Raw genomic sequence first — 11,710 nt, forward strand, 5'->3', positions numbered from 1 at the left:
TGAACTCCGGGCAGGTGAACAGTCACTTCGTCCGGGTGTCGGGCAGGTGAAGGCCGTGCGCTCCCCCGGCGCTCCGCGGGCCCGGGATGCGCGGGGCGGGCAGTGGCAGACCGAAGACCTCGCGCAGCCCGGTGAGGTTGGCCCGGGTCACCGACCAGAGGTGCTCCTGCCTGCCGTGCACGTCGGCAACGGCGGCCCGGTGATCCTCCAGCACCGCCGTCGCCCGCTCGGCGAGGCGGGCGCCCAGGGCCCGGTCGTGGACGGACACGCCCCACTCGGGGCGCTCGATGTCGGTGAGGAAGTAGGCGAGTTTGGGGTGCGAGACCAGGCTGATGACGGGTGTGCCGCAGCCGAACGGGATCATGCCCGCGTGTCCGCGCATCCCGATCACCAGGCGGGTACGCCGGTAGAGGTCGCGGATCTGTTCGTTGGAGCGCAGGTACAGCGGCTCCACCGGCAGGGAGGTCCCGTGCTCGCGGCGCAGGTCGTGCACGAACTTCTCGTCCGCCGGCATGTGGGCCGCGTAGCGGACCTCGGCACGTTCCCCTGTCGCACGTATGGCGGCGTCCATCTCGGCCAGGAAGTGCCCGTAGTCGTGCCCGAAGCGCAGATTGGCCCGGTCGTAGGCGCAGTTGACCAGTACGGTGTCGTCGCGTCGCACCGGATCGGTCCAGTCGGGGTCGAGGTGGCGGGCGACGGTGGTGGGGCAGGGCTGGTAGCGCACCCGGTCGCGCAGGTCGTCCGGCAGGAGTTCCCTGACCCGGGCGACGGAACCCTGGTTGCGGAGTCCGAAGAAGGCCGACCGTTCGACCAGGGCGCGCAGACTCGCCGCGAATCTGTCACGGCGGTAGCGCTGGCCGTCGAACACGTTGTAGCCGACCGCGAAGACGGCCAGCGGCGCGGTGACCCGGCCCAGGACGTCGTCCGCGATGTTCCACTGCCAGCCGCTGTTGCTGTTGGGCGCGGTGTCGGGGAGGAAGAGCCCGCCGCCGCCGACGATCACCCCGCGACGGGCGTTGAGCTCCTCCAGGACCGGCTCGTCCACCAGCCGGTGCACGGACTGCTGGTGCCAGCGGCGCGGACCGGTGTCGGCGTCGAAGCACATGCGGACGGCTTCGGGCAGCACCTTGTCGCCCGCGTTCTCCTGGCCGTCGGCGAACAGCGCGACGTGCGCGAGCTGTTCGGCGGGGTCGGCGGCAGGGGCGACGGGCGCGGGCGTGCCGCGCTCCGGGGTACGCACGTACCAGGCACGGCAGTTGGCGTCGGTGGGGTCGGCGTCCAGGCCGTCGCGGGCGTAGCCGTGTGCGTCCCGCGTCCGGCCGAGCAGCCAGGCCAGCCGGGCCAGCTGCCCGTACGCGCGGGCGGCGAAGTCCGGTGACACGGTGGCCAGCAGGAGGTGTGCCTCGGCCTCCTCGTACCTGGACAGAGCCATCAGGCAGATGCCCAGCGTCTCGTGGCAGCGCGGCAGGTCGGGCCGGTCGTCCACCGCCGCGGTCAGGAGCGTGACGGCCTCCTCGTAGCGGCCCTGCTGCCGCAGGACGTCGGCGACCTGGCGGACCAGCTCCACCGGGGCGTTCCCCCCGGCCGGGAGCGGTAGGGCGTGGTGCAGGAGCAGTTCGGGGTGCTTGGGGCCGGACAGGGCGCAGTACGCGGCACGGAACGCGTCGTCGTCCAGCTCGTAGCGGTCGCGGGCCTCGTACGCCGGGGCGTACCCGGCACGGTCGGTGTCCGTGAAACGCAGTACGGCGGTGCTGTCGGGCACGGGCGTGTCGTCGTAGAGCCGGCCGACCAGGAAGTCGTACCGGGAATCGACGGGCGTGAGCAGCCCGGGCTCGCGCCCCAGCGCGCGGTGCACCCGCGCGTCGCCGCCGTGCGCGTCGCCGGACCGCTCCGGGCCTGCTAGGCCGGTGAGGAACGCTCCGCCGGTGTCCTGGCGCTGGATGACCAGCAGGCCGTCGTCCCGTACGGTCCGCCGGCCGTCGGGGCCGGGCTGCGGCACCGCGCCCACCCCGGTGCGCAACCGCAGCAGGGGCAGCAGCGGGCCGAGCACGACCGTGCCGGGGCCGAGGGCGACGACGGTGTCGTAGGCGTCCACCCGGAAGACGTCGAGGCGGTCGGCGGCCTCGTACGGGACTATCCGGGGGTGCAGTCGGCGCGCGGCGTCGAAGGCGGCGTCGGGCAGGCCCGGGTGCAGGACGAGGAAGTCCTCGCAGACGGCCGGGTTGGTCAGGACGAGGCTGCGCAGCAGCACCAGGAGGCCGGGCATACGGGCCTCGTCGGTGTAGGCGGCGAAGGCGATCCTCCGCTTTCCGGTGACGGCGCGTCTGTCGTCGGCGTCCGCGGCGGCGGAATCGGCGCGAGGGTTCATCTCAGCTGGGTCCTCAGGTCGGTCTCGTCCTCATGGGTCGCGCGGGCCGTGACCCACGCGTGCTCCCGCGGCAGCAGCTGTCCCGGCAGGCCGAACCCGATGAGGTCCAGGCGGTCGGCGTCCAGGAAGTCCAGGAGCCGCAGCACGGTGAAGGCCGTGGTGGTACGGGTTCCCCAGCCGTCCTCCCCGATCAGCGCCGGATCGCTCAGCGGCCGGCGCAACGAGGCGTCGCCGATGTGGTCCTGGGCATCGGGGACGAGCCGTGCGCGCAGCGCCCGGCGCCAGTCGGCGAGCCGGTCGCCGAAGACCAGGCGGGTGCCGGCCCGGCGGCCCCAGCCGGGTCCGGCCCAAGGGGTGTCGCCGCGCAGGGTGAGGGCGTGCAGATCGGTGCGCACGAGCGCGGAGTCCCCGCCCGTGGGCAGGGTGTCGCAGCGCACCACGAGGTCGTACCCGTCGATCAGCTTCCCGAGCGGACTGCCCGCGGTCCGTTCCTCCTCCAGGACCCGGGGCGCGCCGGCCACCAGGCATACGGTGCGGCCCTCGACGAGACGGCGCAGGGCCGGGACCCCGATCGGCTCGGTGCCGCCGAGCAGCGGGTCGGCCATCCTGTCCCTGTCCAGCAGACGCCGGTGGGCGGCGTACGCCCCGGCGAGCTTCCGGACGGCCGGGTCGGCCATGCCCCGGCCGGTGGTCCGCTGCCGTACGACATCGGCGAAGCCCGCCCCCGCCTCCGCGGCCGGCACGTCGCGCAGGGCCCGCAGCCGGGCGGCGTCCTCCCCCTCGGGCAGGAGTCCGGCGGCGTCGTCGAGGCAGCGGCGGAGGTCCCGGAGGGTCGCGATGCGCCGTGCGATGTCCTGTGACGAGGACGGTTCCTGCTGCAGCGTCAGGTGGCGCTCGTAGGCCTGTAGGGCCTCCTCGCTCCGGCCGAGGGCGTCCAGCGCGCGTCCGCGCAGCCGCCACGCCCCCTTGGACCTGTCCCGCATTCCGGTCGCCTCGACGGCGATACCGAGGGCGAATCGCACCTGGTCGTCGCCGCCGGCCTCCAGGGCGTGCTGCCCGGTCCGCAGCAGTGCGTCGAAGAGGCCGTCCGCTCCGGGGGAACAGGCCGTGGTGAGCGTGCCGATGGAGGCGACCAGGCGGTTCTTTCTGGCGTCGTCCATGGGGCCGGACGCGGCGAGGGCCGCGAGGTGGTCGCCGCACAGGCGCAGCACGGCCGGTGCGGCAGGCACCTGGTGCCCGGGGCCGCCCGTCGCGGTCCTGGTCCGTACGGCCTTGAGCAGCCCCGTGAAGGTCTGGCCCATGCTCGTTCCCGCCGTTCTGTGATCGGTGGCCGGCCGGGGCAGCGCCCCGGGGCCAGGTCAGAGTCCGAGGCTGCTGCGCGTGCGCCGTACGGTGCGGCGCAGCCGGACCGCCGCTCCGCCGGGTCCGCCGCCGCCGGGCAGGAGGAGCTTCTGCAGACGGCGGCGCTTGAAGTAGTGCTGGGTCGTCGCGTCGAGCCCGCCGCGCAGCCAGGTCTCGGCCTCGCCGCGCAGTGCGGGGTGGAGGCCGGACTGCATGCAGTAGCCGACGGTCCTGACCAGCGGTGCGAGGGTGTCCGGGGCGGTGCGGGACAGCTCCGGGACGGGCTCGCTCCCCTGCTCGTCCAGGTCGGGTACGAGGTGGTCGGCGATGGTCAGCGGGATGCGGTTGCTGTTCTCGTACGGGGTGATGCGGTCCAGGACGAGTCGGGTGCCGACCCGGGCGACGGGGATGCCGTAGTACGCGGCGGCCGTGAACATCGCGGTGGAGAAGCAGCCGACGACGAGCGTGGGTGCGCACCGTTCGTAGAGCGTCTCGGCGAGCAGCGGGCTGTCCAGTGTGCTCAGGCGCACCCCCGCGGCGGCGGCCGCGTCGTCCAGGGCCCGGGAGTAGCGGGCCGGTGCGGTGGGGTGCGGCTTGAAGAGGATGGAGGTGTGACCCGCGCGCGCCGCACCGTGCAGCATGCGGATGTGCAGGTCCTCCTCCTCCTCGGGCGTGAGGATGTTCAGGGCGGCGAGGTACTGCCCGAGGAGTACTGCGGTGGGTGCCTCGGCCTCGACCGCCGCGAGCCTGCGGTCGCCGTCGGCCGCCCGGGCGATCTCGCCGAGGACCTTGCGGAAGGCATCGTCCGGTACGAGTTCGGGCTCGACGCCCGCCTCCGCCAGCAGCAGCGGCTTCAGGCCGGTCACCAGGTCCAGGTGGAGCACGCGCTGGATGCGGCAGGCGATCGACACCGGCACCTTGTTCCGGGTGGGGCCGTAGGTCATCAGGCCGTCCGCGTACACGTGCAGGGCGCTCTCGGCGAAGATCGCGGCCAGGGCGCGGGCCGGGTTGACCTGGATGGATTCGACGGCCAGGTCGACGGGGTTCTCCGGAGGGATCCCCCAGGCGAGCCGGAAGGCCCGCTGCCACAGCTCGGTCTCCTCCGAGCGGGGGCCCCAGCCGCTCGGGTGGTGGGGGCTGATCGCCTCGTTCCAGTCGACGACGGAGTCGAAGCGGGCGGCGATGTCTCCGTAGCCCCGCATCTCCTCCAGCCGGAGGGCGGTTTCGGGGATCTCCGCGTTGTTGGAGACGAGCAGGATGCGGTGGCTGTCCTGGCCGGGTCCGAACTGGCCGGCGTCCAGGGCCGCCGCGAGCGTGGCCGCCCCGTACAGGGTGGAGACCTGGAAGATCTGGGTACGCGTGGGCATGGGTCAGGCGGCCTTCTGCTTGTCACGCAGGCGGTTGAGCAGGGTGCTGCGCTTGTTGTCCATCATCGTCAGGGTCCTGTCGAGCACCGGCTGCGGCATGCGGTGCAGTGCGGCGGTCGACTCGTGGCGCAGCCGCCGGGCGGTGGCGGGGTCGTACACGTCCGCCTTCTCGTTGTGGAACGCGATCATCGCGCAGTAGGTGCGGACCGCCTTGGGCAGAAGGAGTTCCGCGTCCCGGTCCCGGTCGATCTCCTCGACGAGCGTGTCGTAGGCGGGGAAGAAGTCGAGCTGCCGGGAGTCCTTGATCTGGGTGAGGGACGTGGTGACTCCGCGCCGGTAGAAGATGCCGTAGAGGCCCAGTGCCGCGTAGGTGCGGGCGTGCAGGTGGAGCCGCCAGATGAACAACCGGTCCTCGGCGGTGCGCAGTTCGGTGGCGAACCGCAGTGTGCCGTCCTCGAAGAGCCGCCGGTGGTAGATCCCCGCCCATACGAACGGGTAGTCGACCATCGTCTCCCGCTCGGGGGCCGCGATGCCCTCCCTCGGGTCGAGCACGGTGTCGCGGAGCCGGGCCGGCGCGCGGCGCACCACGCGGCTGGTGCCGGTGGACTGCACGTGGTCGGTGCGGGCGAAGTCGCAGTCGAGTTCCTGCGCGGCGTGCAGGAGCCGGGCCAGATGGCCGGGCGCGTACCAGTCGTCGCCGTCGAGGAAGGTGACGAAGTCGCCGCGGGCCGCGTCGATGCCGCTGTTACGGGCTGCCGCGATCCCCACGTTCGTGCCGTGCCGGATGACCTCGGCCTGCGGAAGTCTCTCCGCCCACCGGTCGATGACGGACGGCGTGTCGTCCGTCGAGCAGTCGTCGACCAGCAGGAACTCCACATCCGGGCCTGCGTTGCGGGCCAGGCTGCTCAGCGCCGCGTCGGCGAAGGCCGCGACATTGTGGAAGGGAACGACGACGGACAGTTTCGGCACGCGGGGACTCACCTTCGATCTTGGTCCACTCACGCTAATGAGTCACGCGGAGGAGCGGGTGTCCTCCGGCCCGACGAGCGGTGAACTCTGGGCATCCGCGCGATGACCTGCCCCGGGGGCGCCGTGCCCGGCGGGGGCGCCGTGCCCGGCGGGGGCGCCCCGCCTCACCGCACCCGCCTCACCGCACTCCGTACCGCGCCTCGATGCCCGCGACGATGATCCACAGGCCGTCCTCGAAGCGCTCGTCGTAGCCGGCGAAGATCTCGGCGCCCGCTGCCGCGGCGAGCGGGAACCGCTCCATCCGCCGGGCCCGTTCGCCGATGTCGAAGCCCTCCCGGCGCTCGTCCGGCATCGGCTGGACGCCCTGCTCCTCGGTGACGAAGCCCATCGTGTACGAGTACGCGGTGATGCCGGCCCGTACCGCCTGCCGCAGTTCGAAGCCCGCGCCGACCATGGTCCGCAGATGGGTTTCGAGTCCTTCGGCGTGGTCGGTGCCGGTGAACCTGGCGCCGCTGTAGACCTTCGCGCCGTCCCGGTAGCGCAGCAGAGCGGCACGCAGTCCGCTGTTGTACGCGACGAGTTGCCGCTGCCAGGTGTCCTCGGTGGGGCCGGGCAGTTCCTCGTCGAGCATCCGGCGGTACATCACGGTCGCCATCTCGTCGAGCAGTGCCTGCTTGTCCTTGAAGTGCCAGTACAGAGCGGGCGCCTTGACGTCCAGCTCCCTGGCGATGGCGCGCAGGGTCAGCCCGTCCAGGCCCACCTCGTTCAGCAGGCGCAGTGCCGTGTCGGCGACCCGCGCCCTGTCGATCTTCGTCGTACCCACCTTGACAATTTAACAGCGTTAAGCGCAAACTCCGAACCATGGAACTTAACAGCGTTAAGGAAACTGAGGTACTGATCGTCGGAGCCGGCCCCAGTGGCCTGGCCCTCGCCTGCGACCTGGCACGCAGAGGGGTGCGCGCCCTCGTCGTCGAGCAGGCCGCCGCGCTCTTCCCGGGCTCACGGGGCAAGGGCATCCAGCCGCGCACGAGGGAGGTGCTCGACGACCTCGGGGTGGGCGACGCGGTGCGCACGTACGGCGGCGCCGCCCCCGTCGGCATGACCTGGCGCGACGGGGAGCGGCAGGGCCCGTACGACATGTTCCGCCGCGCGGCACCGACGGACGCGGAGCCGTACGGGGAACCGTGGATGATGCCGCAGTGGCGGACCCAGGAGATCCTGCTCGCCCGGCTGCGCGAGCTGGGCGGCGACGTCACCTTCTCCACCGCCCTGACCGGCCTCGCCCAGGACCCCGACGGGGTCACCGCCGAACTGTCCACGGGCCCGGTGCGCGCGTCCTACCTGGTCGCCGCGGACGGCGGGCGCTCCACGGTCCGGCGCACGCTCGGCATCCCGATGGACGGCGAGAGCGTCGACCCCGCACCCATGCTGGTCGCCGACGTCCGGGTCACGGAAACGGCCCTGGACCGGCTGAACTGGCACATCTTCACCGGCGACGCGGGCTACACCACCCTGTGCCCGCTGCCCGGCACGGCCGACTTCCAGCTCGTCGCCCAGTTCAAGGACGGCGAGCCGGACACCTCACCCGAGGCCGTACGGGAGCTCGTCGCCGCCCGCACCCACCTGAACCCGCAGGACGTCACCGAGGTGCGCTGGAGCTCGGACTTCCGGCCGCGCGCCGCACTGGCCGAGCGCTTCCGCGCGGGCCGCGTCTTCCTCACCGGCGACGCCGCCCATGTCCACTCCCCGGCCGGCGGGCAGGGCCTGAACACCAGTGTCCAGGACGCGTACAACCTCGGCTGGAAGCTCGGCCAGGTCCTGCGGCAGGGCGCGCCGCCCGCACTGCTCGACAGCTACGAGGAGGAGCGGCGCCCCGTGGCCGCCGACATGCTGGGCCTGTCGACCCGGATCCACCGCGGCGAGCAGGAACGCGGCGCCGCCACCCAGCAGCTGGGGCTCGGCTACCGCGAAGGCCCCCTGTCCCGCGGCCGGGCGGGCCTGCTCGAAGCCGGCGACCGGGCACCGGACGGGCCGGCGGGCGACGGGCGGCGGCTCTTCGACGTCTTCCGGGGGCCGCACTTCACCCTGCTCGCCGTCGGCACCGACACCGGACTGCCCGCATACGGAGGCGCGTTGCTGCACAGCCACCGGGCGGCGGCCTGCGAGGCGTACGGCAAGGGCCTGTTCCTCGTCCGCCCCGACGGCTACATCGGCTGGGCCGGCGACGACACCTCGGGGCTCACGGAGTACGCCGCGACACTGGGCCTTGACCTCAAGCTTGGTTGAGGTCCTACGTTCGAGGACATGGACTACTCACATGACGACGCAGGACTCGCACGGCAGCCCATCGGCTACTGGAGCTGGGCCGCCCACGAAGCGACCGTGACCCACATCCGCGCCGCCCTCGCCGAGCACGGCCTCACCCAGCCGCCCTGGTGGGTGATCAACCAGCTCGTCGACGCGGACGACAAGGGCCGTCCCCGCGCGGAGGTGGTGGCGATGCTCCGCGGCTACCTGTCCGTCGGGGACGCACTGGAGCCCGAGATCGACACCCTCATCGCACGGGGCCTGGTCACCCAGGACACCACCACCCGCCTGCGGCTGACCCCCGAGGGGCACGCACTGCGCGAAAAGGCGTACGAACGGGTCGGCCGGGCCAGCGCGGAGATCCACGCCGGCATCCCGGACGAGGAGTTCGTCGCCGCCCTCAAGGTGCTCCAGCGCATGATCCACAACGTGGGCGGCAAGGCCTGGCACCACTGAACGCCCGGGGCGGACGCGGCCCGCTCAGACGCTGCTGAAGGTGAGCTTCGCCGCGAAGCCCAGGAACAGCACACCCGCCGCCGAAGTGGCCCCCGCCGACAGCCGCTTGCGGCGGCGGAACGCGGTGGCCAGGCGGGTGCCGCCGAATATGAGCATCGTGAGGTACAGGAAGCTGCCGATCTGCAGCAGGACGCCCAGCAGCAGGAAGGACAGGGCCGGGTAGGCGTACCCCGGGTCGACGAACTGCACGAAGAAGGAGATCAGGAACAGGATGGCCTTCGGGTTGAACAGGCTGACGACGAGCGCGCGGCGGTAGGGACGCTCGACGGCCGTGGCGGGCGTCGGGTCCTCCTCGGTCAGCTCGGCGACCCGCTGATGCCGCTCACGCCACGTCGACACGGCGGCCCTCAGCATCCCGATGGCCAGCCAGGTCAGATACCCCGCACCCGCGTACTTGACGACGGCGAAGAGCAGCGGCGTCGTCTGCAGCAGGGACGCGGCCCCCATGGCGGACAGCGTCATCAGGACCGTGTCCCCGGTCCACACACCCGCTGCGGCCACATACCCGGTCCGCACACCACGCCGGGCGGCCACGGACAGCACGTACAGCGAGTTCGGCCCGGGCAGCAGAATGATCAGCACGAGGCCGGCGAGATAGGTCGGAAGATCGGTGACACCTAGCATGAACGGAGTGTCGCATGCGGGTACGACACTCCGTCCGGGCGGCCCGGATGCCGGACTGCCGCCGGTCGCCTACCGCACGAGGTCGGCGTACACGATGATGTTGTCCGGCCGGTGACCGTTCTCGAGTTCCCCGCCGCAGGTGATCAGGCGCAGTTCGGGGCGGGTCGTCTCCCCGTAGACCTTGTCGGTCGGGAAGCTGTCCTTGTCGACCTGTTCCAGTGCCCGGACCGCGAAGACCGCGTCGGAACCGTCCGCGCGGGACACGGTGATGCGGTCGCCGGCCCTGATCCTGGAAACGTTCTTCAGCACCGCCGGTCCCTCGGCCGTGTCGAAGTGCCCGATGAGGACGGCGGGACCGAGCTCACCGGGCGTCACGCCCTTGGTGTACCAGCCGATCCGGTCCGCCTGTCCGACGGACGGGACCTCGACGGTGCCGTCCGCGGCCAGCCCGAGCTTCAGCACGGGACCTGTGTCGACGTCCGCGGACGGGACACGCACCCTGACGGGCGCGGAGGCGGTCATCGGCTCCGCGGGGACGGCCGCCGACGAGGGGGCGGGCGATGTCGGGGCGGTGGTGGCCACGTGTGCGGGCGGGGTGGCCGCGCGGGCGCCGTCGTCGACGCCGCAGCCGGTCAGCGCACCGAGTACGAGGACCGCGAGCGCGGCGGCGGTGAGGCGGTGACCGGCGGTTCGGGTGGAGCGGCGGCCTTGGCGTGTGTGCATGAACTGCTCCCGGCGGGGCGAGCCCGGACGGGCCGTCGCTTCCTGCGGCGGCCCGTCCGGGCGACGTGGGCGGCTGAGGGGGCTGTCCGGCCCGGCGGCCGGTCCGGCCTCAGCGACCGGCGGCGGCCCGGCGGCGGCGCAGGGCGACGAAGCCGATGCCCGCGGCGCTGAGCGCCGCGGCGGCGCCTCCCGCGGTCACCAGCATGTGGTCGTTGCCCTGCCCGTACTCCGCGCCGGCGGCGACGCCGCCCTTGGGGATCACCGTGGTCTGCGTGCCGTTCTCGGTGGTGCCGCTGTCCGGAGTGTTCCCGTAGAGGAAGCTGCAGCCCTTGGGGAGCTTCGGGAAGTCCGTGACGCTTGCCGGGTGGCCGCCGCCCTCGACGTTGGTGCGCAACTGCGGCGTGTGGCTGTCCGGGTTGAGGATCTCCCCGATGATTCCCGCGCTCGCGGGGAGCTTGGGGTGCTTGCGGTCCAGCGTCTCGAACACCTTCCCGTCGCCGAAGCTGCGGAAGACGACGGACGGCCCGGACGGGCTGATCGTCAGAAGGGCCTCGAGGCCCGCTCCGATGTCCTTCTGGGCGGTGGCCACGCACTTGACGGGGGTCTCCGGGCCTTGGCCGTCGCTGCCGTGGTCGTTCACCGAGGTGATCCGCCCGTCGGAGAACAGGGTCACCGAGATGTCCCCGAAGAGCTTGGTCTCCTCCTTCTTGAATCCGTGGCCGGCCGCGAGGGTGCCGAGGAACTTGCTGCCGGAGCGGATCGTGGCCGAGTGGAAGACCTCGTCCTTCTCGCCGTGCCGGTAGACCTCGGCGCTCAGCCCGCCCTTGAGCGTGTCCTTGTGGACCAGGACGCCCGCCGGGGTTTCCGGCCCCTGGCCGTCGCTGCCGTGGTCGCTGACGGAGGTGACGGCACCCGTGCCGGTGAGGGTGACCTGGATGCCTTCGAAGACCCGGCTCTCCTTCGCGGCGTGTCCCGCACCCGCGGTGAGGGTGCCGAGCTGCTGGTCGCCCTTGAGGACGACCGCCGTGTAGTAGATGTCCGTGTCCCCGTGCCGGTAGACCTCGGCGGTCAGTCCGCCCTTGAGCTGGTCGGTGCGGACGAGGGTGCCCTCGGCGGTGGTCGAGGCGGCTGAACCGGCCTTCGGAGTGGTGTCGGCGAACGCCGTGGCTGCGGGGGCCAGGACCATGCCGGTGAGCGCTGCGGTTGCTACGGCGGTGCGAAGGGCGAGGCGACGGCGCGAGGTGGTGAGAGACATGGACGACTCCGTGAAGAAAGGCGGCCTCGTGGGCCTGCGGGAGAAAAGGGAGAGTCGCATGCCGCTTCCTCGGTCGGGTGGGGCCGAGAGGTGTGGCGGGCTGCTGGTTCGAAGGTAACGATCTCCTTCGACGGAGGTGTCCACTCCGTGTCACCACTGCGTGACAGCCGTCACATCCCTCCCATGGCCGCCCGGCGAATTCTCGGCGAAGGACCCGGTGAACTCACGTCGGAGGAGGGA

At 72.3% G+C, this 11,710-nt stretch carries 10 protein-coding genes; 2 read left to right on the forward strand and 8 right to left on the reverse strand.

The window, feature by feature from the left end:
* Positions 1-22: 22 nt before the first annotated feature.
* The 5 genes from OG257_RS15020 to OG257_RS15040 all read right to left on the reverse strand — a co-directional run bounded on the left by OG257_RS15020 (position 23) and on the right by OG257_RS15040 (position 6,868).
* Positions 23-2,368 carry a tetratricopeptide repeat-containing glycosyltransferase family protein gene (locus tag OG257_RS15020; protein WP_329208080.1) on the reverse strand — a complete coding sequence of 782 codons (2,346 nt, stop codon included), beginning with the start codon at positions 2,366-2,368 and terminating at the stop codon, positions 23-25.
* Positions 2,365-3,669 carry a tetratricopeptide repeat protein gene (locus tag OG257_RS15025; RefSeq protein ID WP_329208082.1) on the reverse strand — a complete coding sequence of 435 codons (1,305 nt, stop codon included), beginning with the start codon at positions 3,667-3,669 and terminating at the stop codon, positions 2,365-2,367. The genes OG257_RS15020 and OG257_RS15025 overlap by 4 nt, the downstream gene beginning before the upstream one ends.
* A 57-nt stretch (positions 3,670-3,726) precedes the next feature.
* On the reverse strand, positions 3,727-5,076 hold the full coding sequence (locus OG257_RS15030; protein WP_329208083.1) for a polysialyltransferase family glycosyltransferase: 1,350 nt from the start codon (positions 5,074-5,076) through the stop codon (positions 3,727-3,729).
* A 3-nt stretch (positions 5,077-5,079) separates the two neighbouring features.
* Complete coding sequence (locus tag OG257_RS15035) at positions 5,080-6,045, reverse strand: glycosyltransferase family 2 protein (protein WP_329208085.1); 966 nt, start codon at positions 6,043-6,045, stop codon at positions 5,080-5,082.
* A gap of 178 nt (positions 6,046-6,223) precedes the next feature.
* The gene (locus tag OG257_RS15040; protein ID WP_329208087.1) at positions 6,224-6,868 is read right to left on the reverse strand and encodes a TetR/AcrR family transcriptional regulator C-terminal domain-containing protein; all 645 of its coding nucleotides are present in this window, start codon (positions 6,866-6,868) and stop codon (positions 6,224-6,226) included.
* A gap of 38 nt (positions 6,869-6,906) precedes the next feature.
* On the opposite strand from OG257_RS15040, the gene OG257_RS15045 reads away from it, so the two are divergent.
* Positions 6,907-8,331: an FAD-dependent monooxygenase gene (locus OG257_RS15045; RefSeq protein WP_329208088.1), complete on the forward strand. Its 1,425-nt coding sequence runs from the start codon at positions 6,907-6,909 to the stop codon at positions 8,329-8,331.
* Between the two features lie 18 nt (positions 8,332-8,349).
* Complete coding sequence (locus tag OG257_RS15050) at positions 8,350-8,808, forward strand: MarR family winged helix-turn-helix transcriptional regulator (protein ID WP_329208089.1); 459 nt, start codon at positions 8,350-8,352, stop codon at positions 8,806-8,808.
* A gap of 24 nt (positions 8,809-8,832) precedes the next feature.
* On the opposite strand, the gene leuE is transcribed toward OG257_RS15050, so the two are convergent.
* From leuE to OG257_RS15065, 3 genes are all read right to left on the reverse strand, one after another.
* A complete protein-coding gene (gene leuE, locus OG257_RS15055; protein ID WP_329208091.1) occupies positions 8,833-9,492 on the reverse strand; it encodes a leucine efflux protein LeuE in 660 nt (219 codons plus the stop codon).
* A 69-nt stretch (positions 9,493-9,561) separates the two neighbouring features.
* Entirely contained in the window at positions 9,562-10,215 is a 654-nt protein-coding gene (locus OG257_RS15060) for a class F sortase (RefSeq protein WP_329208093.1), read from the reverse strand.
* A gap of 109 nt (positions 10,216-10,324) precedes the next feature.
* Entirely contained in the window at positions 10,325-11,470 is a 1,146-nt protein-coding gene (locus tag OG257_RS15065) for a hypothetical protein (RefSeq protein WP_329208095.1), read from the reverse strand.
* Between the last annotated feature and the right edge of the window lie 240 nt (positions 11,471-11,710).

Source organism: Streptomyces sp. NBC_00683, from assembly GCF_036226745.1.
Taxonomy (GTDB): Bacteria; Actinomycetota; Actinomycetes; order Streptomycetales; family Streptomycetaceae; genus Streptomyces.